This is a genomic window from Romboutsia ilealis, from assembly GCF_900015215.1.
In the GTDB taxonomy this organism is placed as follows: domain Bacteria; phylum Bacillota; class Clostridia; order Peptostreptococcales; family Peptostreptococcaceae; genus Romboutsia; species Romboutsia ilealis.
Map to the genome: position 1 here is coordinate 2,224,587 of NZ_LN555523.1, position 25,925 is coordinate 2,250,511.

Genomic DNA, 25,925 nt, shown 5'->3' on the forward strand with positions numbered 1-25,925 from the left:
ATGTAGTATTTCTATTAGTAATGCCTTCATTTGTAAATTGCATTGCATTTAAGGAATTATATTCTATAATATTGATTCAACACATTATAGCATATGTTAAATTATAAATCAAAATTTTACTTTTATTATATCTCTAACAATATATCATTTTACTACAATTAATTGATAAAAAATTTACTTCGCTTGAGCGACGTGTCTGCGAAACACTTCATTTCGCCAACGATATGTCTTTGCTACCGCTAAGGATACATCCTTTGCTCAAAAATGTATACTTAGTATGTAAATATAATACCAAGTATACATTTATATTATTATTAATCTATAATTTGATTTAAATTCACTAATCTCTCTTTAAAGTCAGCTATATAATTATCTGATAAATTAAGATACTCTGTTATCTTTCCTATATATTTTGGATTTTTAGTATTTACAAGAGTAACTGCAAAATCCATTGCTTTCTCCCTTAATTCATATGCTGTTTTTACATCATTTCTAGCATCATTTAAAATTTCAGTGTATTCATCATTTGATAGTTGTGGTATATCCATAGTCTCATATATCGATATAACCTCTGTACACATATCTGATGCATATTCTAAGTCTTGCTTTACTTTATCTAATTTTTTTAGATTTCCAACTATATTTTTAGTATAAGGAATACATTCTCTCATAGGAATAAGTGCCTTAAGCTCTATTTCATAAATTTCTTTCTTAAATTCATATACAAGCTCTTTATCACTTTTTTTAGAATCATAATTTACTACTTCTTTATTATCTCCTTCATTCTCCTCTAAAACTATATTATTACTATCATCTTTAATGTTTTCTTCAAGTTCTTCTTGTTTTGCAATCTCTGAAGTGTCTTGAACATTTTTATTTTCACTTACAGATTCTTCTATATATTCTTTTTCAAAAGAATAGTTTTGATAATGCATTGCCTCTTTTATTTGATTTAATCCACTAATGTATATATTAGTTATTACTATGGTCGTAACTAATGTAATATACATACTTGCGTATATAAATGATCTTTTTATATTATTATAATTTTTAAATAATACTATCAAAGGTATAAAATATAAAAATAAGAATACCGCTATCCATCTCATATATTCAAGTCTCCTTCTTCAATTAGGATAATCTTCCTAATTTTTGTATTTTAACATATTATTTGATAGTATTTACAAATTATTGATTTATTAATCCATTATTTTTATTAAATTAAAATCTATATAATCACAAGAAGCTAAAATATACTCAACCCCATTTCGAACTCCTTTTAGACCCATTTTAAATGATTCTTTCCCATGTAAATGTCCATATATCACTTTATCTACTTTATATTCTTCATACAATTTAGTAAATAATGATTCTTCTAATTTATCATTTGTAGGTGGATAATGAGTTATAACTATAAATTTAGAGTACCCTTTTTTTCTTGCAGCTTGAAGTGATAATCTAATTCTATTTTCTTCTCTTTTATATATTTTTTCATCATTGTCATCAAATTTAAAATCATTTGGGCAAATCCAACCTCTACCACCACATATAGCATACTCTCCATACTCATAGAAATTTGTTTGTAAAAATTTCATATCATTGTATAATTTATTTAAATTTGTTACTGTTGTCCACCAGTAATCATGATTTCCTTTTATAAAAATTTTCTTTCCAGAAAGATTGCTTATAATATCTAAATCTGGTTTAGCTTCAGTTAAGTTAATCCCCCATGAAGTATCTCCTAAAACTAAAACTAAATCATCTTCTTTAACATTAGCTTTCCAGCTACTAATTATTTTCTCTTCATGTTTGTCCCATTTATCTCCAAATATATTCATTGGCTTTTCTACTAATGTTGAGAAATGTAAATCACCTATTGCATATAAACTCATCTCATCTGTCCTTTCTAGTACTACGTTTCAAATTATATAACTATATATTTTAATATTTCCAAAAAAGACAGTTATCCTACATTGGATAACTGCCTAATCACCAACTTTATTTTTATATTCTTGTAATAAGGAGTCTATCTCCTTTTTTAATTGTAATATTTCAGTTATATCTCTTTCATTATCTATTTTATCTAATCTTCTTTGATATTTTATGGCCTTATGCGTTTCACCTACATTGTATAATTCTTGAATCTTATTTAAAACATCCCTTAATGTAACAGACTTTACTTGATACATAACTTGAGCTTTCATTATATCTTCTCTAATTTCACTCATCTCTTGATCTAATAAGAAAGCTGCATCTGCTGCCCTTCTTAATCTAACAGCTAATGTGTCCGGAATATAGTGTTCATACTTATATTTTAAAGAATGTTCTATTGTCGCCCAAAAGTTCATAGCAAGTGTTCTTATCTGTATCTCACATAAAATTTCCTTAGACCCTGCTATTGAATTTATAGGATATTTTATTATTATATGATAGCTTCTATATCCACTATCTTTAAAGTTTTTAATATAGTCTTTTTCATAAACTATAGTCATATCACTTCTCAATTTAATTAAATTCACAATATTATATATGTCTTCTACAAACTGACACATGATTCTTATACCAGCTATATCTTCCATTTCTGCTTCAATGTCTTGTATATTTAATCGTTTAGCTTTTGATACAATAGATGCTATTTTTTTAGTTCTCCCTGTTACAAATTCTATCGGAGAATATTCACCCTTCGTTAAAAATTCTTTTCTTATATTTTTAAACTTTACTTTTAGTTCTTCAACAGCATTATTATAAGGCGCTAATACTTCATCCCATTTTTCGTATTCCATATCATCCACCCTTTATCTCATTTTTCCATACACATCTATTTTAACATAAGTTGCTTTATTTTGGTATAATAAAGCAACTTACCATCCTTTAATATATAATTAACTTCACATAAATCTATTAAATAATTTATCAAAGAAATTAAACATTACTTAAATTGACTGCAATCTCCAACATAATCATTATGTTCATGAGTATTTATTCTATATCACTATTAATTTATTCCTCTAGTATAATATTTTTTTCAATCTATTAATCGCTCTATTTCTTACTTTATCATCTTTAGATACTCTTATTTTTATATTATATGCAGTATCTTCATGTAACAAGCTTTCTATAAAGTATTCAACTATTCCTCTATCTTTAAAATCTATATCTATGATTCCTTTAGCATATATATTGGAATCTAATGTCATTAAGCTATCTGCAAATTCTAATCTTTGACTTTTTGATAAGTATTTATGTTCAGGTATAAAACTTTCACAATAATTTATTCTATAGTTTACTACCTTATCACTAATATCAAACCCATATCTTGATTTTATTAAGTCTCTATATTCTCTATTTCGTTGAGTAACGTTATCTAAATTTTTATTATAATCTTCCTTTTTCCAATGCCCAAATAATCTACAATTTAAAGGTCTTACATCATATATCATACATCTATTATATTTATCTTTAAATGGACATGGTTTCTTCTCAATATATTCTAAGAAATAATAATCTACAATTTTATCTAAACACATCTTTTTTAATTCTGGTTTATTCTCTAAATAATTATATATATTTATAAATTCAATTAAATTTGTTCCAACGGATTCCATGCAACAATTTCCACATCCACTACAATCTCCATTTGGTAAATTTTTATAAATATCATTCAATCTATCAAATAGTTTTTTTTCATTTGCATAATTTATACAATTTACTACATGATTCTTTTTTATACTAGTCATTATTATTACTCCTTGTTATAATTATTAAGTTAATACAAACAATTATTATAACATATATTTTTAGAATCTTTATAGGAGGTATTTTATGAATAGATATACAAAAATAATCAATATGATGGATAGTTATTATACTAAGGATTACGAAAAAACTAAAAAGAACATAACTAAAGTTAGAGAAGTTAGAGAAGAAACAGTTAGAAAATTCTTCTTACAAGGTGACTGTGAAGTTCTAGTAGTATTCGAAGAAACAGGAAGGGAAATACTTATAGATGATTTTTCTTCTGATGAAGATATAAGAAAGTATCTTGGACCTAAATTTATAAATAAAAAAAGATAATATTTTTATATAATTAATGTATAAATTTAAATTCTGGGTCAATAATATTAATGTAAAATTAAATATTTAACTCAATCTCCCCCAATTTTGAGCCTTTGTTTCCCCCAACAGAGGCTCTTTTTATATTAAATTTATAAAATATAATGTATAATACTATCTTATAACGAACTTAAAAGAGGTGATTACATGCTAAATATAGGAAAACTATGCTTAGATACTGACTTTAATTTTAGAATTATAAGAGAAGAAGATAATGATATAGATTTATTCATAGATATAAATTATCGTAGTCTAGATATCGATACTAATGAAGATAGTTTCTTTAATTCTAGGATACAATTTCCTTATGTTAGATCATTAATACTTAGAATAAATAAGGAAAGTAATATAATGACTGTTCATTTAATGAGGGATATAGATTTATTTTCTGCTTTTGCTAACTTTGAAATTAATTATGATAACTGTATAATAAATATAAAAAATGACTTTGAAAAAGTTAGAATGTTTAAATCTTAATTTTAAATACAACTAAAAAATAAGGGGGCCTTAATAGGCCCCTTTTATATAAACTATATTATTTATATTTTAATCATGTTGAAATTTATATGTTAATTAAATTCATTTTTCAGAATATTATGCATTTTGTTCAGCTATTTTTTTTTCCTCTTTCTTTACTGAAGACTTAGTCTTATATATATCTTTATATATTTGAACTAATTCACTCACTAATGGTAATCTTGGGTTAGCTGGAGTACATTGATCATCAAATGCATCTAAAGCTAATCTCTCTATAGCTGCTAAATAAGTATCTTCTTCTATTCCGCATGCTTGTATAGTCATTGGCATATTTAATTCTTTCATTAAATTTCTTACGGCTTCAACTAAGCTCTTAACACCTTCTTCTGTAGTATCAGCTTTTAATCCTAAAGATTTTGCAATCTCAGCATATTTCTTATCTGCTACAAATGACTTATATTTTGGGAATGCTGCAAACTTACTTGGCATAGTAGCATTATATTCTATTACATGAGGTAATAATATTGCATTTGCTCTACCATGTGGTATATGGAATTCTGATCCTAACTTATGAGCTAGTGAATGATTAACACCTAAGAATGCATTTGCAAATGCCATACCTGCTATACAAGAAGCATTGTGCATTTTTTCTCTTGCTTCTTTTCCTTCTGCTGTATTAGCTCCCTTGTATGATTTTGGTAAGTATTCAAATACCATTTGTATAGCCTTCATAGCTAAAGCATCTGTATAATCAGTTGCCATTATAGAAACATAAGCTTCTATAGCATGAGTTAATACATCTAACCCTGTATCTGCAGTAACAGCTGCTGGTACAGACATTACGAATGTAGGATCTATTATAGCTACATCTGGAGTTAACTCATAATCAGCTAAAGGATATTTTATATTGTTTACTTTGTCAGTTATAACCGCGAAAGATGTAACCTCTGATCCTGTACCTGAAGTAGTTGGTATAGCTACCATCTTAGCTATTCTTCCTAATTTAGGGAATTTATATATTCTTTTTCTTATATCCATAAACTTAAGTCTTAAATCTTCAAAATCTGCATCTTGATTTTCATAGAATAACCACATACCTTTAGCAGCATCCATTGCAGATCCTCCACCTAAAGCTATTATAGTATCTGGCTTGAATTTTCTCATCGCTTCAGCACCATTTAATACTGTGTCTACAGATGGATCTGGCTCTACATCAGCAAATACATCTATCATAACTGGATTTCTTCTTTTTCTTAAGTGGTACTCTAATTTTTCAACGTATCCTAATTGAGCCATAGTTCTATCAGTAACTATCATTACTCTTTCAACGTCAGGTAACTTTTCTAAATATTGAACTGAACCAACTTCATGATATATTCTTTCAGGTACTTTAAACCATTGCATATTTACTCTCCTTTTAGTAACCTTTTTAACATTTATTAAGTTTACTGCTGATACGTTATCTGTAGTAGAGTTATTCCCCATAGATCCACACCCTAAAGTTAATGATGGCGTGTTCACGTTATATATATCTCCTATAGCACCATGAGTAGAAGGTGCGTTTACTAATAATCTTCCTGTTCTTACTTTTTGACTAAATTCTAATATTATATCATCATTATTTGAGTGTATAACAGCTGAATGTCCTAATCCTCCAAACTCAGTCATATCTACACATCTTTGTATTCCTTCTTGAGCATCTTTTACTTTTATACATGCAAGTACTGGACTTAATTTTTCTTTAGATAATGGATAATCTATTCCTACTCCACCTATTTCAGCTACTAACATTTTAGCATCTTTAGGCACTTCAAAACCTGCCATTTGAGCTATTTTATATGGTGTTTGCCCAACTATATTAGGATTTAAAGATTTTGTTTCTGGATTTATTACTGTTTTTTCTAATAGTTCTTTTTCTTTTCCATCAACAAAGTAGCAATTATAAGCCTTCATTAATCCTACTACTTCATCATATACACTTTCTTCTACTATAACAGCTTGCTCTGATGCACATATCATTCCATTATCGAAAGTTTTAGATAATATTAAATCGTTTACTGCTTGCTTTATATCTGCTGATTTTTCTATAAAACATGGTACGTTACCTGCTCCAACCCCTAAAGCTGGTTTTCCTGAAGAGTAAGCTGATTTAACCATTCCCGGTCCACCTGTTGCTAATATTAAAGATACTCCATTATGTTTCATAAGTGCACTTGATGCTTCTAAAGATGGTTCTTCTATCCATTGAATACAATTTTTTGGTGCTCCTGCATCTATAGCTGCATCTCTTAATATTCTTGCAGCTTCTGATGAACATTTCTGAGCTGATGGGTGGAAACTAAATATTATTGGATTTCTTCCTTTTATCGATATTAATGCTTTAAACATAGTAGTTGAAGTTGGGTTAGTTACTGGAGTAACACCTGCTACAACTCCTATTGGCTCTGCAACCATCATATATCCTTCTTCATCATTTTCTTCAATTATACCAACTGTTTTTGTATACTTTATACTATTATAAATATATTCTGTTGCGAATATATTTTTTGTAACCTTATCTTCAAATACCCCTCTATTTGTTTCTTCTACTGCCATCTTAGCTAACTCTATGTGCTTGTCTAAACCTGCCTTAGCCATTGCAGAAACTATTTTATCAATTGCTTCTTGGTCTAGCTTTAACATTTCATTTTTTGCCTCGTTAGCTTTTGTAACTAAATCATCAATCATGTTATCTACACTAAATTCTGGATTTAAATTTTTACTCATATGTATATTCCCCCTTGAAATAATTTTATGTAAAAAACTATGTTAGTTAATTAACAAACTTGATATATTTAAATATTATCTTATGTACCTAACATTGTCAACATCTTTTCTTTATTTAATATAAAGGAAAATGTTTTTATTTTATTCTTAAGTATTTTAATTGTATTTTATAGTATGTTTTAAAATAAAAAAGATATAATTAATTTTTAAGCAATTATTTATTTCTTATTTTGCGCCAATATATATTCCCATAATTCTTAATATTTTTATGAGTTTATAATACATAATAAAATCATTATAAATATAATAAATGAATTTTATTTAAAATTTATAACTACTTCTTTATATCCAATTCCCTTTAATATATTTTCTATACTTATCTTTGTATTTTTTTGTATCTCTTCCATAAACCCTTCACTTATAATTTTTTCTTCATATTCCTTTTTGCAGTTACTTATCTCATCTAATGCCTCTTGTATATCTAACTTATTAAATATTGAGTTTTTAATATCATAAACATATATGTTTTCATCATCTATATAATGGTCTAAAATTTGACATTTTTTAATTTCTATTAATATTTCATCTCCCGTATTACTTACTACCTCTATATCTTCCGGTTTTACACCTCCATTTATTATTCCGTTATACTTTATAATAAATGATTTTTCCGTAAAAGGTATTTTTATATTACTAATACTTTTATCTTTTTTTATTTCTACAATATTACTATAATTATATTTTACAGTACTTATATCTAATACTTGGCTTAAGGTATTTATTACTTTTATATTATCTTTATATATACTTTCTTTTTTATATTTATTAGATATAAAATATATTCCACTTATTAATAATATTAAAAATAGAAACAATATAAGTGCTTTATTAATTTTTTTTTGTTTTTGTAACACATAAATTCCTCCTTTTGGTATAATGTTTTTGTTATTAATAAATATACTTTTGGTATAAACTAAAATATGATAATTATAATTAAATTAAGTCTTGAATATTTATAGAACTATTTTAATTATATTCTGGAAGGAGAAATAAAATGAGTTTATTAGTTTTCGGACATAAGAATCCAGATACAGATTCTATATGTTCTTCAATTGCTTTATCGCATTTAAAAAATCAATTAGGTTTCGAAGCCAAGCCTTATGCTTTAGGAGAAGTAAGAAAAGAAGCTCAATTTGCTCTAAATTACTTCAAGGTAGACGCACCTGAGTTATTAACAGATGCAAAAAACAAAGATGTTGTTTTAGTTGACCATAATGAACTTGCTCAAACTGCTGATGGTATAGAAGAGGCTAACATAGTTGAGATTGTAGACCACCATAAAGTTGAAATAAGCACTGAGGTACCTATATCTATAAGAGTTATGCCTGTTGGATGTACATGTACTATAATATATCAAATGTATAAAGAAAATAATGTAGAAGTTCCTTACGAAATAGCTGGTCTTTTATTATCTGCTATATTATCAGATACATTATTATTCAAATCTCCAACTACTACTGAAATGGACAAGTTAGCTTGTGAAGAATTAAGTAAAATAGCAAACGTTGATATAGAAAGCTATGCTATGGAAATGTTCAAAGCTGGTACATCTTTAGATGAATTTAGTATAGAAGAAATAGTTAATATGGACTTTAAAGAGTTTGATATGAGCGGAAAAAGAGTTGGTATCGGACAAGTATTCACTTTAGATATAGATTCTATACTTGCTAAAAAAGATGATTTCTTAGCACATATAAACTCAACTGACTATGATGTATTAGTACTAGCTATAACTGACATAATAAAAGAAGGTTCTTATTTAATATACAAAGCTGGAGATAAAGTAATCTCTGATGCATTTAGCGTAGATGCATCTCAAGGTGTATTTGCAGAAGGTGTTGTTTCTAGAAAGAAACAATTAGTTCCAAACTTAACTACAGCAATTAAAAATATATAGTAAAAAAGGAAGGTAAATACCTTCCTTTTTTTGTATAATTTTCATTTAATTTCTTAACCAAATCATTAGCGTAGGTTAAATTTTTAGGTTTAAAACATTAACTGCTTTTTACTATATATGTTTTTTAGGATTTATCTATATTATTTTAAAACAAAGTAATCAGATTGTAAATAGTTTATTTAATGTAATAACTTAGAAATAAATTACATTTTTTCTACATCTGAATAATCTTCACCAAAAGTCTCAACAGTTACATTTTTCATAACTTGTGGAGTCTTTGGCTTGTCTGCTCTATCAGTAGCAGTTGTAGCTATTTCATTAACTACATCCATACCTTCTATTACTCTACCAAATGCAGCATATTGACCGTCTAAGTGTGGAGAGTTTTTGTGCATTATAAAGAATTGAGAACCTGCTGAGTTAGGAGCCATAGTTCTAGCCATAGATAATACTCCAGCTTCATGCTTTAAATTATTAGTAAACCCATTGCCTCTGAATTCACCTTTTATAGAATATCCTGGTCCTCCCATTCCATTTCCATTAGGACATCCACCTTGTATCATAAATCCTTCTATTACTCTGTGGAACCCTACTCCATTGTAGAATCCTTGATTTACTAATGTTACGAAGTTTTTAACAGTATTAGGAGCTATATGTGGATATAACTCTGCTACTATTTTCTTTCCATTTTCCATTTCTATCGTTACTATAGGATTTTTCTTTTCCATGTTTATATTTTCCTTTCATTTTCATTTGATTTTAATATATGTATATATTATATACCATATTTTATTAATTTTTACATAAAATTTCATATTGTTAATGTATCTAATTGAATAGCTTAACTATTCTATTCAATAAATTTATACTAACTATATTCATTATACAATCTGTTATAAAATACTTAATATAATTTGTCCATAAATTCACTAAATTATAAATATAAAAAATTCGCTTCGCTTGAGCGACGTGTCGGCGAAACACTTCATGTCGCCAACGACTTCGTATGTTGCTTGAACCACTGCGTGGGCGAAGTATTTTTACGCTCAACACCAATTTATTGATATTACCTACATTCAGAATTTATCCACATTTTTTTAAGTATTATAATATCCTTAAGCGTAAAAAAGCTACTAAATTAATAGTAGCTTATTTTTCGTCATCATTTAATTGTATAGTTTCTTGATAATCAACACCTAATAAGTCTAGTATTTGGCTAGCTCTTTCCTTTGTTGATCCTTTTACTTCTATATAGTTAACATTTTCTGCCTTTAAGAAGCTTAATATAGCATCATCTATTTGAAGTGCTATATCTTCATCTTGCCATCTAACTCCATCTTGTATATATCCAAATTCTCTAGGAACATAAATTATCATATCATAGTTTTGTATATCTTCTATAGCTAGGCAGTATAAATCTTTTAATATTTGTATTTCCTTTTTTGTTCTTTCTTTGTTTCCTAACATGAATCTTCCGTATATGTAAGGTACAAATGTTGCGTAATCAGTAAGAGCATAATCAAATACTGATAGCTCATCCTCTAATTTCTTTTGGCCTAAGTAGATTCCATATTGTTCAGATATAGTTTCTATCATACCTTTATCTTTTAAGTATTCCGTTGAATACTCTAGGGCATAACCTGCATTTAATCCAGCTATTTTCATCTCAACATATAAATGCTGTATTAATGTAGTCTTACCACATCTTGGTCCACCTAAAACTGCTATTCTCTTAGTTGCCATAATTTATATCAACTCCATATATTTTTTCTAAATTTAAAGAACTTTTATATTATACTAACATTTAGAAGTTTATTCAATATTTTTAATATAATTCTATTTATTTACATAGAAATGTTCAGATTTTTACCTATCTCATATCCTTCGTAGTATATTTGCTTACAAAATTCTTTTTCAAATCTTAAAGTATCATCTTTATCAAATACAGTTTTAGGTCTAACAATTATTATATTATCTTCATTGCAAATATTTTTAATTTCATCTGGCAATGTATAATCATGTTTCATTGATATAACTATAATTTTATCTAATTTTTGGTTTAATAGTGGATTTAATAAAGTATTATTAACTAATCCTCCATCAAGATTATATCCATTATATAAACCTTCACTTAAATCCTTCATAAATTGATTATGTAATCCCATTGTACCTTGTGGATTAAATGGAAGTAGTGAACTATATTTTATACTTTTTAAACCTTCTTCTTTATTTAATTCTGATATATTTACTATTTTCTCTTTTGGTAATTTGTTTTCTATATTTATATAGTTTACATAAAAGTCAGGATTTGCTGTACTTTTATAATCAATATTAGATAAAACTTCGATTATAGACGAATTATCCACAGTTTTATCCACGATTTTTATAGAATGTTCAATATGAGCATCAATATCTGTCCACATTTCTTCTAACTTTTCAACATTATTTGTGAATATAAAATATCCATTTACTGCACCTATCGAAGTTCCTGATATAGCATTAAATTTATTTATACCTCTATCATATAAAGCCTTTATAACCCCTGCTTGATAAGCTCCTTTGGCTCCACCACCACAAAGACATAATCCTATATTCAAATCTCATTCCTCCTTAATTATATCTCATAAAATTTATGAAATGTTTTATATATACTATAGTGATCGTCCACAGATCCTAATTCTCTTATAGAATGCATCGCAAGTATCGGTGTTCCTACATCAACTGATGGTATATCTATATGAGTAGATGATATCGGACCTATAGTACTTCCTCCTCTTTCATCTGATCTATTAACAAATTCTTGATATTTAACACCACTTTCTTTGCAGATAGATTTATATATAGATATAGAATATGCATCACTAGTATACGCTTGATTTGCATTTATTTTTATAACAGGACCTTTACCCATTACAGGTCTATTTGTTGGGTCATGTTTTTCAGGAATATTTGGATGAACTGCATGTGCTAAATCAGAAGATATCATAAATGATGAATACATAGATGTAAAAAATTCTTCTCTAGTTTTTCCTAGTGATATACAAATTCTTTCTAGTATATTTAATAACATATTTGAGTCTGCACCTTGTTTGGTAGAACTTCCAACTTCCTCATTATCAAATACAGCTACTATATTTATACCTTTATTTCCATCAGCATTTATTAGAGCATTTAAACTTGCATGAGCCATAGCTAAATTATCAAGTCTACCACTTGATATAAATTCTTCATTAGCACCCATTAGACATCCTTTTTCAAATTCATATAAAAATAAATCAAAATCTATTATATCCTCTATATCTATACCTAATCTATTTTGTAGCTCTTTTATTAAGAAATTATCTTTTTCTAGAGAATCATTTAATAATCCCACTAAAGGAAGTAAATCTTTTTGCTTATTAAAAGCATAACCTTCATTTACACTTCTATTCATATGTATAGCTAAATTAGGTATAATACATATTGGTTTATCTAGGTTTACTATTACTTCTTTAGGCTTTAATATATTATCTGTTCTTATAATTACCCTACCAGCTACTCCTAAAGGTCTATCTAACCATGTACTTAATATTGGACCTCCATAACATTCTGTATTTAACTTTAAGTAAGATTTTTCAGCTTCTATTTCTGCATTTGGCTTTATTCTAAACGATGGTGAATCTGAATGAGAACCTATTATTCTAAATCCTTCTTTCTCTATATTGTCTGAGTTTACTGTAAATGCTACTATCGCTGATGAATTTTTAGTTATATAATACTTTCCACCTACTTTTACATCCCACATTTTACATGAGTCTAACTCAATAAATCCATTTGCATCTAATAATTCCTTCGATGTAGAAACTGCATGAAATGCAGTTGGACTATTATAAATAAAATCTATTAAGTTTCTTGCAAATTTTTTACTATTCATACCCCTACTCCTTATTTATAAAATTTTATATAAAACTTTTTAAATTATATAATTATAATTGCCTTAATTTATACATATAAAATTAAGGCAATTATTTTTACAAAACTATCTAAAATATTTTTATCATAAGTTATTTGTTGATAAATACTTATATTGTTAATAATATTTCATTGCTAAAAATAAGCTTTTATATTTTACAATACATCTAAAGTTGTATATTCTTTGTTTATCTTTTTTATCCCCTGTTGTTCAAAGGCTATAGTAACATCTGTACCCATCATTCCAACTACTGTTCCTACTCCAAACTTAGGGTGATGTACTCTTGCACCTGGTTTTATGTCGTCTATATTAGTTTCTTTTTCCTTGTCCTTAATAGTTGCATTAACTTGCTTTGCAACTGCAGTCTTATTTATAGTATTCATATATTTCTGTTTATATTTATCCAATACATTATAACTTGCTTTTGAATATGATAATTCTTTTTCTGCAGAATTTAATCTTTCTATACATTCTTTAGGTAACTCTTCCATAAATCTAGATGCAATCGATGGATTCGTTTTTCCATATAATGTTCTTTTTTGAGTTAATGTAAGATATAAAATCTCCTTAGCTCTTGTTATACCAACATAGCATAGCCTTCTCTCTTCTTCTATTTCTGAATCATTCATAGATCTTACAGCTCTTGCTATTGGGAATAATCCATCTTCCATACCAACTATAAATACTACCGGGAACTCTAATCCCTTTGATGTATGAATTGTCATAAGTGAAACTTTATCTATTTCCTCTTCTTCACTTGATTCAGATGTTAATGCGACACCGGTTAAGAATGTTTCTAGATCCTTTTCTTCACTAATTTGTTCAAACTCCATAGCTACTGATATAAACTCTTTTACATTATCTTTTCTTTCTTCTGCTTCTTCTTTATTACCTTTATATAATTCATCTATATATCCGTAATAATCTATAGATTCTATTACCTTTTCTATTAATTTACTAACGGGATACACTTCCCTCATTGTTCTTAATGTTCCTATTACATTATCAACAAATTCACTTATACTATTTCTAGCTTTTGTTGAAATATCTGAATTTGTTTCTATATCTATAAGTACAGAATATATACTTTCTTGCTTTAAATTCGCTCTGTCTTCTATTTTTTCTATAGTTCTAAGTCCTATACCTCTTCTTGGAACATTTATTATCCTTTTTATAGATATATCATCTTGTGGATTTTGTATAACTCTTAAATATGCTATTAAATCCTTTATTTCTTTTCTTTCATAGAATTTTGTTCCTCCATATATATTATACGGTATTTGACTTCTGTTTAATGCATCTTCTACAGAACGAGATTGTGCATTAGCTCTGTAAAGTACTGCAAAATCTTTGTAGGATCTATTTTGCTCTCTTGATATTTTAGCTATCATATCTGCAACAAAATCTGATTCTTCTATTTCATCTTGAGCTACTTGTATCTTGATAAGCTCTCCATCTTTTTTCTCACTCCAAAGTCTTTTTCTTTTTCTTTCTATATTATTAGATATAACCGTATTAGCTGCATCTAATATAATTTGAGTTGATCTATAGTTTTGTTCAAGCTTAACTACATGAACATCATCATAATCCTTTTCAAATTCAAGTATATTTCTTATATCAGCACCTCTCCAACCATATATACTTTGGTCATCATCTCCAACAACGCATATATTTTGATGCTCTCTAGCTAGTATCTTGATTAATTCATATTGTGCTTTGCTTGTATCTTGATACTCATCGACCATTATATACTTAAATCTATTTCTATAATAGTCTAGGACTTCTTTATCGCTTTTTAAAAGTTCAACTGTTTTAAATATTAAATCATCAAAATCTAATGCACTATTTCTCTTTAAACGATCTTGATATAGTGCATATACATCTGCTATCTTACTCATTCTATTATCATTCATGTGCATCGCCTTAAATTGTTTAGGATCATATAACTTATCCTTAGCACCTGATATAGTACTTATTATCATTTTTGGTTCAAATACTTTATCATTTAAATTTAATTCTTTTAAACAGTCTTTTACTAATGTAACCTGATCCGCGCTATCATATATAACAAAACTTCTATTGTATCCGATTCTATTTATATCTTTTCTAAGTATACGTACACAACAAGAGTGGAATGTACTTATCCACATATCACTTGCATCTGATTCTAATGTTTCTTCTACTCTCTCTCTCATTTCATTTGCTGCTTTATTAGTAAATGTTATAGCTAATATATTTGCAGGCTGTACACCTTTATCTTCTATAAGATGCCCTATTCTTGTTGTTAACACTCTTGTTTTACCAGAACCTGCTCCCGCTAATATAAGTACAGGCCCCTCTGTTTTTTCTACAGCTTCTCTTTGGGCAGGATTTAACGTATCTAAATTCATCTTCGTCCTCCTAATAATGATATATATCTATTTTAATCTAAATAATATTTTTCTTCAAATCTTAAGGCTAAGTAATATTTTAATTTTAGCCAATATAAAGTAACTCTAAAACTATCTAACTTTTAATATTACAAATTAGTATATAACTTATTATAATTTAAAAAAGGCATAGAGTAAAACTTTATCTCTTTGCCTTTTTATGTATATGATGAATTTCTCAATACAACTACAATACTTTATATTCACGTTAGCATCAAAAACTTATCCAAGTATTTTATAAATAATACACTTGCTAGATTTATTATTTGTTACAGTAACAATAACATCAAGTTCTTTCTGAATTATATAATAAAAATCAAATTTTATAATAAAACTCTATTAATAATCTATTTGGCATAAAGTACATTATATAAGATATTTTTTTCATATTTTTACTTAATATATTAATTCGTATAAACATACTGTTCTATGCCTTTTGCTACTCCATCATTTTGAACTGTGTCTGTTATTTTATTTGAATATTTTTTAACCTCATCACTAGCATTCCCCATAGCTATTCCACATCCTACAGTTGATAGCATCTCAATATCATTTTTACCATCACCGAAAGCATAAGTGTTTTCTATTTTAATGTCTAAAAAATCTATAGCTTTCAATATTGCACTTCCCTTAGTATTTTTCTTTAAATATACTTCAACAGCACTTTTATTTACACTACTAAAATAATCACATTCTGGGTTAATTTTGATCAATGATAAGCATAGTTCTTTAATTTCATCATTTGGACATAGCATTTCAAATTTATGAACGTCAATTTCTTCAATATTAAACTCATCTTTAAAATACGTTCTATTAACACCTATTTCATCATAATACTTATAAAAATCCTTACAACTTTCTTTCATATATGAATATAGCTCTCCTTGAAGTATATACTGTATGTTGTTATTTTCAAGTTGTGTAACTATATTTTTAATAAATTCTTTTTCTATAGGTTCACTATAAATAGTTTCATTATTTATTATTACATGTGCCCCGTTTGATAAAATAAATCCATCAAATCCAAAATTTAATATCTTTTCATCTAAAAGTGCAAAAGGTCTTCCTGTAGATATAAAAACATAGTCTCCTTTTTCTTGAACTTTTTTTATTGCCTTTTTTACATTAGGAGTAATATCTTTTATTCCACCCATACAATCTATTAATGTTCCATCTATATCTAAAAAAATTGCTTTTTTCATTTTTTAACTCCTATTATGTATCTTTTATTAATCTATGATTATACCTTTAAAGTATATATACTTACTTTCAAACATAAAAAATAAACGGTAAACTATTTATATATTTACCGTTTATTCATCAAGTTTATCTATATCTTAGTTTACAGCACAACTGCTAAGTTGAGCAGATATTCCATATTTAGTATCTCCTAATCCACAGAATGCATCTACTGAACTTACACCTTTAAACTCTGATCTTCCTAGCATTTTATCAACTAATGAACTTAAAGTAAAATCTTTGTTATCATAAGCATTTATATAAGTCTTAACTTGAGGTACATCCGCTAAGTGGAATGGGCATTGTAATGATATAAATATTGTTGGTACTTCATTTACATAGAATGGTATATCTGGAGTACCTTTACTTGCTGGCCATTGTATTCTTTGGTCAGTATTTGGATTAACTATTGCTAAGTTTATTATTAAATCATAATTATCTGTTAAGTCTGTTATAGGTCTCTTTTGAGCATATATATTTCCTATAGCAGCCATTCTTTCTTCTGGTGGAAGTTTCATTATCTTATCAGCTGGTGATTCCCATATAGAAACTTCAAATCCTTCCTTCTCTAACATTTCTTTCATTACTTGAGATGGCTTAGGTCCTTGAGCACCTATTAATGCACCAAATCCACCTTCAGTACCTTTTACATCAACAAGTAAAACTCTCTTGTGTTTTTCTGGTGATATTGGGAATATATCTTCAGTATTCTTAACTAAAACTATACCTTTATCAGCAACTTCAGCAGCTATAGCTTTATTTTCTGGTAAACCTATTTTAGCCATTGCTTCTTCTTTAGGCATCATTATTTCAGTTTTAGCTTTTTTATGAAGCCCTAAAGCAGCTTTAGTTCCTAATATTCTAGTTAAAGCTTCATTTAATCTTTCATCAGTTATTATTCCGTTTTTGTATCCATCCATCATGTATCCGAAATCTTCATCTGGATCATTGAAGAATAAGAATATATCTGAACCTGCAGCTATAGCTGTTGGTAACATTTCACTTCTCTTCATAGCTGAAGTCATAGCTACCATGTGAGATGCATCTGTTACAACTAATCCGTTGAAATTCATTTTACCTCTTAATAAGTCAGTTAATATATACTTACTTAATGTAGCTGGCATATATAATTCTTCAGTAGTAGCTTCTGGATTGAAGTATTTTACATACTCTGGTAAAGCTATATGTCCTGCCATTATTGATGGAAGTCCAGCTTCAAATAATCCTCCATATACTTTTCCAAATGTAGCATCCCACTCTTCACATGATAACCAGTTTGGAGCAAACGATAAGTGTTGGTCTCTCTCATCTATACCATCTCCAGGGAAGTGTTTAGCAGCTGGAGCTATTCCACTTTCCATTATACCTCTCATGTACTCTAAAGAGTATTCTAATACCATGTCAGCATCTCCTGACCAGCATCTATTAGATATTATTGGATTTCTCCAGTTTCTGTTTATATCAACTATTGGAGCAAATGACCAGTTACATCCTATTGCAGATGCTTCAACTCCTGATACTCTACCCATTTCATAAGCATATTTTTTATCATTTGTAGAACCTATTTTTACTTCATATCCTACATATGTACCATCTACACAAGCACCATTACCACCTGCTTCAGTGTTAGCAGCTATTAATAGAGGTATTTTAGAGTTTTCTTGAAGTATTTTATTTTGATCGTATACTTCTGAAGCTGTAGCTGGATTGTATCTAACTGCACCTATGTGGTAGTTATTTACCATCTCTTTTAAATATTCTTCATCACGGCTAGCTCCCATGTTTACGAAAAGTTGTCCTATTTTTTCTTCTATAGTCATGTTTGCTATAGTTTCTTCTACCCATTTTATTCCTTGCTCATCAAGGTTATAAGGTTTTGCTTTTAAGTTTACCATATCAATTAACTCCCCTATTTTTTAATATATTTTATATTAGTTTATATATAAAATCATGTCTAATAATCAATAAAATTTCTTAGACATGTTATAAAGCGTTGTTTTACTTTAATGAATCATTAAATTCTTTTATAAGTTTATTTTGATATTCTTCATCAAAAGTTCCATTCATTAACTTAGGAACCGCTTCATTTACTAATCTATCCCAAGAAAATTTTTCTTTTCCTACTAATATTGGATAGTATCTTACATCATTCTTTTGAGCAGCTTGTAAATCTCCAGGTGCATCACCAACCATTAATACATTATCAGTATCATATCCTTTTTTCTTAAGCTCAGCTATACAGTGTTGCTTAGTTCCTGCTTCTTGTCCAAGTAATGCAGTTAAGAATTTTATATAATCATGTCTTCCCCATTCATCATTTAAAGCTTCTCCATTAGCAGATGATACAACCGCAACGTCTACTTTCTTAGATAATGCTTCTAGTCCTTCAGAAACACCTTCAAATGGTTCATCACCTTTTGGTAATTCTTCTATTGACTTATTTACATTTAAAGACCACTCATGTGTCATCTTTAAACCTTTACTATCAGTCTTTTCTATTTCTCTTAATAACGAATTATTAGATAACTCATTAGTAGTTTCAACCCAGTTTAATATGCTATCTAAATCTTCTATTTCTACGCCTTCTTTGCTTATTATTTTAAATGTCTCAGCTAATCCCTTAAATCTATTTATCCCTCTAGTTTTTGTATAAAGATTTAGGTCATACCAAAGATTTAATATATAATCTTCTCTTTCTGTTAAATTCCAAGTTTTTATCATCTCTGGAGCAAAGCATCTTCTATGTTTTATTTCCATAGTGTCCATTGCACAACCATCAGAGTCTACACATACTAAAAATTCATTCTTTTTTTCATATTGCTCAAAAACGTTACTCATAATATATTCCTCCATTAGTTGTTAATAATATTTTTTCTCTTTTATATTAGTATACTAACATACTTCTTTTAAAAAAAGCAATCATTTTCCTTTTTTTTTGACAAAATTATATCATTAAAAATAAAATAAATTTATATAAAAAATTTAATTCACTTGAGTAATATATCAACTAAACATTTAACATTCAAAATATTGTAAAATTATAGTAAATAAAAAAAGGTGTTCAAAATAATTTTAAACATCCTTTTTATTTTTATTAAATAATATATTTCTTAATAAATTTTATTTTATTATAAACGAGTATCCCATGCTCCACAGAATGCATCTACTGGACTTACACCTTTAAATTCAGATTTACCCATTATTTTTTGTATTACTTGATGTATTGCTTCATCATTATCAGAATAAGAGTTTATATAAGTTGGTACCATTGGCACATCTATTAGATGGAATGGATTATGAACAGATACACACACTGTTGGTAATTCTGTTACATACCAAGGTATTTCTGGTCCCATCGGTAAATTCCATGTTATTCTTCTTACATTACTTGTAGAGAATCCTGTAACACTAATAAATAACATTACTGCATCATATTTACTTACGAATTCTTTTACTGGAGTAGATGCTAGTAATTGCTTACCATTTAACCCAGCTTCATTATCAAATACATCAACTTCAAATCCTTGTGCTTCAAGTTCTGCTTTTACTCTATCTTGTAATGTAGCCTTATCCATTTTATTAGGAGTAAATCCACCATTCTCTATAGTATAAAGCATTATTCTCTTATGAGTTTGTGGTGTTATCGGTAATTGATTTTTAGTATTTTTAACTAAAGTTATAGCTTTATCCATTATATCTTTAGCGACTTCTTTATGTTCTTCACATCCAACTACTGATAATCCTTCTGCTGGAGGTATTAATGTTCCATTAGCCTTTTTAGTATGTAATTTTAACATAGCTTTAAATGCTAATATACGAGTAACAGCTTCGTCTAATCTTTCCATAGTTAGTATACCTTTTTCAAGACCAGTTTTTAAAGCTTGTGTATCTTCATCTTTATCTCTGTAGTATAATATCATATCACAACCAGCTGCTATAGTAGTTGGTATCATATCTTCTCTTCTTATCATAGATGTTAATCCAACCATATGAGTTGCATCAGTTATTATTAATCCATTAAATCCTAATTGCTCTCTTAATAATCCTTGTAATAATTCTGGAGCTATTGTAGCAGGCATTATTTCATTATCTTTTATACCTGGCTTTAATTTTCTTTGATATTCTGGAAGTCTTATATGACCTATCATTACAGATTCTACACCTGCATCTATCATACCTTTGTATACTTTTCCAAACTCTCTATCCCATTCTTCACAAGACATTAAATTATCCGTAGTGACAACATGCTGATCTCTTTCATCTAATCCATCACCTGGGAAGTGCTTCATACAACTTGCAAGGCCTGCATCTTTTGCACCTCTTAAATATTCTTTTGACATTTCAAGAACTTGTTCAGCATCACTTGAGAAACATCTGTTATATACAACACTACTTCTCCAGTTTTTGTTTATATCAACTATCGGAGCAAAAGTCCAGTTACATCCTATAGCTGCAGCTTCTTTACAACCATAGTATCCCATTTTGTATGCATTTTCTTTATCTTGTGTAGCACCTATTGCAACGTGATATCCAAAGTGTGTTCCACCACCTACTCCACCATCTCCACCTGCTTCTATATTTGCAGCTATTAATGCTGGTATTTTGCTATTATCTTGTATCACAGCATTTTGACGGTGAAGATCTGCTGCTGGCATATTATTATATCTAAATCCACTCATTCCATATTTTGCTATACGTTCTTTTATTTCTTCTTCAGTGTTGTTCCATAGCATATCTACGAAAACTTGGCCTATTTTTTCATCTAAAGTTAATCCCGCTAAAGTATCTTCTACCCATTTTATATCTTCATCTGATAAATAAAATGGTTTTGATTTTAAATCTATTTTCATTTTAAATCCCCCTTACTTTATTGTTATATACCCTAGGAATTCGTATTCCTCGATAATAATTATACAATATATATTCTTTATAAGTTAGCATATTTCTGTATATTATTAGCACAAAATAACACATTATCATATTAAAATACTAGTATTAATAAAATAATATATATTATATTACATATAAATTTGATAACATTATAGTATAATAAATAAATTTTTCGAGGTATCCATATGACAAATGAAAAAACCATAAATTTATTAAAAGATATGTTAGATATTACATTAGATTTGCCACTATTTTATATAGAGGATATTAAAAATAATTTAAAAGAAATAGAAAAATATTTACCTTCTTTACTTACTATAAATAAAGATTATTTTAATAATTTTATTGATTTTATTATTACTACTAAAGAACAAAATATCTACTCTATTACAGATTCTATATTTGCTAATTATGTTGTAGTTTGTTTAGATGAAATTAATAAAAACTATATATTATTAGGACCCTATCTACTTATAGCAGATTATAAAGATCTTTTATCTGAATATAATCAATATGATTTGACTTTAGATGAGATTAACGCATTAAAAAACTATCATAAGGATTTACCAATATTAAATAAGCATAAAATATCTAATATAGTTAAGATAATATTAAAAAATATTTATACTAAAAACTGTAAATTTAAATTTATAGAAAAAAATAATTTATTTAATTTAAAATCTAAAGAAAGTAAAACTCATCGCGAATTAATTTCATTTATAGAATCAGACTATTTAGAAAAAATTTCAGCTACAGAATATAAATTATTTTTTGCTATAAGACAAGGAGATAAACTTTTTGCTTCTAAATGTTTTGATAAATTATTACCTCAAACAAACATTAATTCAAATGATTTTGTTAATATTAGAGATTATAAAAACAAACTTATTTACTACAATACTTTATTAAAAAAAGCAGGTGAATTAGAAGGAATTTCTACTGTGCATTTACAAAGCTTATATAATACTAATTTAGATAAAATAGAATTATCAAATGATTTTAATGAGCTATATAATTTGATATTTAATATGATTGTTGATTATTGTGATACTATCAGTGACCATAAATTAAAGTATTATTCACCTTTAGTAAAAAAAGCTATAAATCATATTAATTTAAATTTAAATAATGACTTATGTGTAAAAGATTTAGCTGATTTATTTTATGTATCCCCAACTTATTTAGCTCGCCTATTTAAAAAAGAAGTTAATTCCTCTATAGTGGAATATATCAATACTCAAAGAATTAAACAATCAACCTGTCTTTTAAAAGATCGTAACTTACCTATTCATCAGATAAGTCAAATGGTTGGAATATCTGATTATAATTATTTTTCTAGATTATTTAAAAAGTATATGAATAAAACACCATCGCAATATAGAAAAAACAATACTTAAAACTAAAGGCCACTTTAAAATTTAAAGTAGCCTTTAGTTTATAATTATCTATTTTTGTAAATACTTGTCTATATTGTTGTAACATATATTTTGTATTATTTCACCTAATATTTCCATATCAGCTGGATATTCACCATTTTCTACTAATCCACCTATGTAGTTACATAAGATTCTTCTGAAGTACTCATGTCTTGTATAAGATAAGAAGCTTCTAGAGTCAGTAAGCATACCTACAAATTGACTTATAAGTCCTAATTGAGATAGAGCCATCATTTGTCTTTCCATTCCGTCCTTTTGATCGTTAAACCACCATCCAGAACCAAATTGTATTTTCCCAGCTATGCCTCCACCTTGGAAGTTTCCTAGCATTGTTCCTAATACTTCATTATCCTTTGGATTTAAGCAGTATAATATAGTTTTTGGAAGTTCATCAGTTATATCTAATGAATCTAATAATCTAGATAAGCTAGTTGCAACTTCTCCATCATCTATACTATCAAATCCTACATCTGCTCCTAATTTTTTGAACATTCTAGTGTTGTTATTTCTTAATGCACCTATATGTAATTGCATTACCATTTTACGCTTGCTATACATTCTTCCTAAGCTTATCATTGTTAATGTAGAGTACTTCTCTATTTCTTCTATAGTTAAAGTTTCTCCTGATAAAGCTTTTTTGAATATAGCATCTACTTCTTCTTCTGTTGCATTTCTAAAGTAAACTCTCTCTAAAGAATGGTCTGTTATGTTACATCCATTTTCAACGAAGAAGTCTAATCTTTTTTCTAATACGGTTAATAAAGTTGCATAATCTTTTATTTCTGTATTTTCAACTTCTCCTAATTTACCTATATATCCAACAAAGTCTTCTCCATGTATTTTTACAACCTTATCTGGTCTAAAACTTGGTCTAACTTCGCAATCAAAGCTTTCATCCTTAGCTATTGCTATATGGTATTCTAAGTTATCTATTGGGTCATCAGTTGTACCTATGTATTTAACATTAGAGTTTTTTATCATTGCCCTAGCACTGAAACCTTCACCATTTATTATTTCATTACATCTATCCCATATAGATTTACAAGTTTTTGGAGATAAAGTTTCTTCTATTCCAAAGTATCTTTTAAGTTCTAAGTGAGACCAATGATACATTGGGTTTCCTATTAAGTATGGCATAACTTTTGCAAATGCTTCAAATTTCTCATAATCAGTAGCATCTCCAGTTATGTACTTTTCTTCTATACCAAAACTTCTCATTGTTCTCCACTTATAGTGGTCCCCACCTAACCATATCTCAGTTATGTTATTGTATCTCTTGTCCTCAGCTATTTCCTTTGGGTTTAAGTGGCAGTGGTAGTCACATATTGGCATTTCTTTAGCATAATCATGATATAAAGTTACTGCTGTATCTGTTGATAATAAAAAATTATCATCCATAAATTTTTTCTTCTCTATTACTCCTACTGCAGCATCTGCATCCATAAATTTTTCCATCTCAATTACTCCTCTCCAAAATAATATTTTCTAATCTTTTATACTAAAAGCTCTTGTTTATACAAGAGCTTTAGTTATATTTATAATGATTTATTATTTACTTTTAATTAACCTTGAACTGAAGCTCCTTCAAGTAAACTTTCTTCACATTCGCTTTTTAATGAATTTTCTTTTAATATAGCTTCTTTTAATCCATTTACATATACAGCACCTAATGCTCTATCATATAATCCATACCCTGGTCTACCAGTTTCTCCCCATATCATTCTACCGTGGTCTGGTCTGTATGGTCCATCGAAGTTATAGTCTAAGTAAGCTTTTACTATAGCATGGAAATCTAATGATCCTGCTTCAGATAAGTGAGCTACTTCGTTGAAACTACTATCTCCTGTTATTAATACGTTTCTTAAGTGAGCAAAGTGTATTCTATTTCTTTCACCACCGAAGTGTTTTATCATTTTAACTACATCATTAGTCTTAGTACATCCTAAAGAACCTGTACATAAAGTTACTCCATTGTAGTGACTATCGTATAAGTTTAAGAATCTATCTAAGTTTTCAAAGTTAGTTATTATTCTTGGTAATCCAAATATTCCCCATGGTGGATCATCCGGATGTATAGCCATTTTAACTTCTTCCTCTTCAGCAGTTGGCATTATACCTTTTATAAAGTATTCTAAGTTAGCCCATAATTTTTCTTCATCTATATCTTTATATTGATCTAGTAAAGCTCCTAATCCACCTTCACCATATGAAGTATCCCATCCTGGTAACTCTAATTCACCTAAAGCTGGATCCATTTTAGCAACAGTAGCTTCATCATATATTAAACAAGTTGATCCATCTTCTAATTCATATTCAAGATCAGATCTTGTCCAGTCAAATACTGGCATGAAGTTGTAGCATATAGTTTTTATTCCTGCTTTACTTAAGTTTCTTATAGTTTCACAGTAGTTTGCTATGTACTTATCTCTAGTTGGTAATCCTAATTTTATATCTTCGTGTACTGGTACACTTTCTATTACAGATAACTCTAATCCATGTTTTTCTACAGATTCTTTTAATTCCATTATTTTTTCTAATGGCCAAACTTCTCCTACTGGTATATCATAGATAGCCGTTACTATCCCCTTCATTCCTGGTATTTGACGTATGTACTCTATTTTAACAGGGTCATCTTGTCCATACCATCTAAATGTCATTTCCATGGT

At 27.9% G+C, this 25,925-nt stretch carries 21 protein-coding genes; 4 read left to right on the forward strand and 17 right to left on the reverse strand.

The annotated features are described in order from the left end of the window. Nucleotides 1–314: 314 nt before the first annotated feature. The 4 genes from CRIB_RS10480 to CRIB_RS10495 form a co-directional block, all read right to left on the reverse strand. Nucleotides 315–1,109: a hypothetical protein gene (locus CRIB_RS10480; RefSeq protein WP_180702319.1), complete on the reverse strand. Its 795-nt coding sequence runs from the start codon at nucleotides 1,107–1,109 to the stop codon at nucleotides 315–317. A gap of 90 nt (nucleotides 1,110–1,199) precedes the next feature. Beyond that, nucleotides 1,200–1,892 carry a metallophosphoesterase gene (locus CRIB_RS10485; protein ID WP_180702320.1) on the reverse strand — a complete coding sequence of 231 codons (693 nt, stop codon included), beginning with the start codon at nucleotides 1,890–1,892 and terminating at the stop codon, nucleotides 1,200–1,202. Nucleotides 1,893–1,985: 93 nt separating this feature from the next. After that, entirely contained in the window at nucleotides 1,986–2,783 is a 798-nt protein-coding gene (locus tag CRIB_RS10490; RefSeq protein ID WP_180702321.1) for a GTP pyrophosphokinase, read from the reverse strand. A 225-nt stretch (nucleotides 2,784–3,008) separates the two neighbouring features. After that, complete coding sequence (locus CRIB_RS10495) at nucleotides 3,009–3,737, reverse strand: YkgJ family cysteine cluster protein (protein ID WP_180702322.1); 729 nt, start codon at nucleotides 3,735–3,737, stop codon at nucleotides 3,009–3,011. Between the two features lie 85 nt (nucleotides 3,738–3,822). Here CRIB_RS10495 and CRIB_RS10500 point away from each other — a divergent pair, with 85 nt between their 5' ends. Further along, entirely contained in the window at nucleotides 3,823–4,074 is a 252-nt protein-coding gene (locus tag CRIB_RS10500; RefSeq protein WP_071119361.1) for a hypothetical protein, read from the forward strand. A 186-nt stretch (nucleotides 4,075–4,260) separates the two neighbouring features. Continuing rightward, nucleotides 4,261–4,590 carry a hypothetical protein gene (locus CRIB_RS10505; RefSeq protein ID WP_180702323.1) on the forward strand — a complete coding sequence of 110 codons (330 nt, stop codon included), beginning with the start codon at nucleotides 4,261–4,263 and terminating at the stop codon, nucleotides 4,588–4,590. 117 nt (nucleotides 4,591–4,707) lie between these two features. On the opposite strand, the gene adhE is transcribed toward CRIB_RS10505, so the two are convergent. Beyond that, on the reverse strand, nucleotides 4,708–7,356 hold the full coding sequence (adhE, locus tag CRIB_RS10510) for a bifunctional acetaldehyde-CoA/alcohol dehydrogenase (protein ID WP_180702324.1): 2,649 nt from the start codon (nucleotides 7,354–7,356) through the stop codon (nucleotides 4,708–4,710). A gap of 317 nt (nucleotides 7,357–7,673) precedes the next feature. Continuing rightward, a complete protein-coding gene (locus tag CRIB_RS10515) occupies nucleotides 7,674–8,270 on the reverse strand; it encodes a DUF4230 domain-containing protein (RefSeq protein WP_180702325.1) in 597 nt (198 codons plus the stop codon). Between the two features lie 140 nt (nucleotides 8,271–8,410). Here CRIB_RS10515 and CRIB_RS10520 point away from each other — a divergent pair, with 140 nt between their 5' ends. Next, entirely contained in the window at nucleotides 8,411–9,313 is a 903-nt protein-coding gene (locus CRIB_RS10520) for a manganese-dependent inorganic pyrophosphatase (RefSeq protein WP_180702326.1), read from the forward strand. A gap of 203 nt (nucleotides 9,314–9,516) precedes the next feature. Here CRIB_RS10520 and CRIB_RS10525 read toward each other — a convergent pair whose 3' ends face one another. The 9 genes from CRIB_RS10525 to CRIB_RS10565 form a co-directional block, all read right to left on the reverse strand. Next, the gene (locus tag CRIB_RS10525) at nucleotides 9,517–10,041 is read right to left on the reverse strand and encodes a peptidylprolyl isomerase (protein ID WP_180702327.1); all 525 of its coding nucleotides are present in this window, start codon (nucleotides 10,039–10,041) and stop codon (nucleotides 9,517–9,519) included. Between the two features lie 421 nt (nucleotides 10,042–10,462). Beyond that, on the reverse strand, nucleotides 10,463–11,056 hold the full coding sequence (locus tag CRIB_RS10530) for an AAA family ATPase (RefSeq protein ID WP_180702328.1): 594 nt from the start codon (nucleotides 11,054–11,056) through the stop codon (nucleotides 10,463–10,465). A 101-nt stretch (nucleotides 11,057–11,157) separates the two neighbouring features. Beyond that, nucleotides 11,158–11,910: a patatin-like phospholipase family protein gene (locus CRIB_RS10535; RefSeq protein ID WP_180702329.1), complete on the reverse strand. Its 753-nt coding sequence runs from the start codon at nucleotides 11,908–11,910 to the stop codon at nucleotides 11,158–11,160. 17 nt (nucleotides 11,911–11,927) lie between these two features. After that, the gene (locus tag CRIB_RS10540; protein WP_180702330.1) at nucleotides 11,928–13,226 is read right to left on the reverse strand and encodes a M18 family aminopeptidase; all 1,299 of its coding nucleotides are present in this window, start codon (nucleotides 13,224–13,226) and stop codon (nucleotides 11,928–11,930) included. Between the two features lie 194 nt (nucleotides 13,227–13,420). After that, the gene (locus tag CRIB_RS10545; RefSeq protein WP_180702331.1) at nucleotides 13,421–15,655 is read right to left on the reverse strand and encodes a DUF3553 domain-containing protein; all 2,235 of its coding nucleotides are present in this window, start codon (nucleotides 15,653–15,655) and stop codon (nucleotides 13,421–13,423) included. Nucleotides 15,656–16,098: 443 nt separating this feature from the next. Beyond that, the gene (locus CRIB_RS10550) at nucleotides 16,099–16,896 is read right to left on the reverse strand and encodes an HAD family hydrolase (protein ID WP_180702332.1); all 798 of its coding nucleotides are present in this window, start codon (nucleotides 16,894–16,896) and stop codon (nucleotides 16,099–16,101) included. Between the two features lie 135 nt (nucleotides 16,897–17,031). Next, nucleotides 17,032–18,828 (reverse strand): glycoside hydrolase family 3 protein, encoded by a 1,797-nt coding sequence (locus CRIB_RS10555; RefSeq protein WP_180702333.1) that lies wholly within the window; start codon nucleotides 18,826–18,828, stop codon nucleotides 17,032–17,034. A 103-nt stretch (nucleotides 18,829–18,931) separates the two neighbouring features. Then, a complete protein-coding gene (locus CRIB_RS10560; RefSeq protein ID WP_180702334.1) occupies nucleotides 18,932–19,771 on the reverse strand; it encodes an HAD family hydrolase in 840 nt (279 codons plus the stop codon). A gap of 290 nt (nucleotides 19,772–20,061) precedes the next feature. Continuing rightward, entirely contained in the window at nucleotides 20,062–21,783 is a 1,722-nt protein-coding gene (locus CRIB_RS10565) for a glycoside hydrolase family 3 protein (RefSeq protein WP_180702335.1), read from the reverse strand. A gap of 225 nt (nucleotides 21,784–22,008) precedes the next feature. Between CRIB_RS10565 and CRIB_RS10570 the strand changes: the two genes are divergently transcribed. Continuing rightward, nucleotides 22,009–23,220: a response regulator transcription factor gene (locus CRIB_RS10570; protein WP_180702336.1), complete on the forward strand. Its 1,212-nt coding sequence runs from the start codon at nucleotides 22,009–22,011 to the stop codon at nucleotides 23,218–23,220. A 48-nt stretch (nucleotides 23,221–23,268) separates the two neighbouring features. On the opposite strand, the gene uxaC is transcribed toward CRIB_RS10570, so the two are convergent. Together uxaC and uxuA are read right to left on the reverse strand one after the other, a co-directional pair. Next, entirely contained in the window at nucleotides 23,269–24,714 is a 1,446-nt protein-coding gene (gene uxaC, locus CRIB_RS10575; RefSeq protein WP_243633522.1) for a glucuronate isomerase, read from the reverse strand. A gap of 107 nt (nucleotides 24,715–24,821) precedes the next feature. After that, nucleotides 24,822–25,922, reverse strand: a complete 1,101-nt coding sequence (uxuA, locus tag CRIB_RS10580; RefSeq protein WP_180702337.1) for a mannonate dehydratase — start codon at nucleotides 25,920–25,922, stop codon at nucleotides 24,822–24,824. Nucleotides 25,923–25,925: the final 3 nt, after the last annotated feature.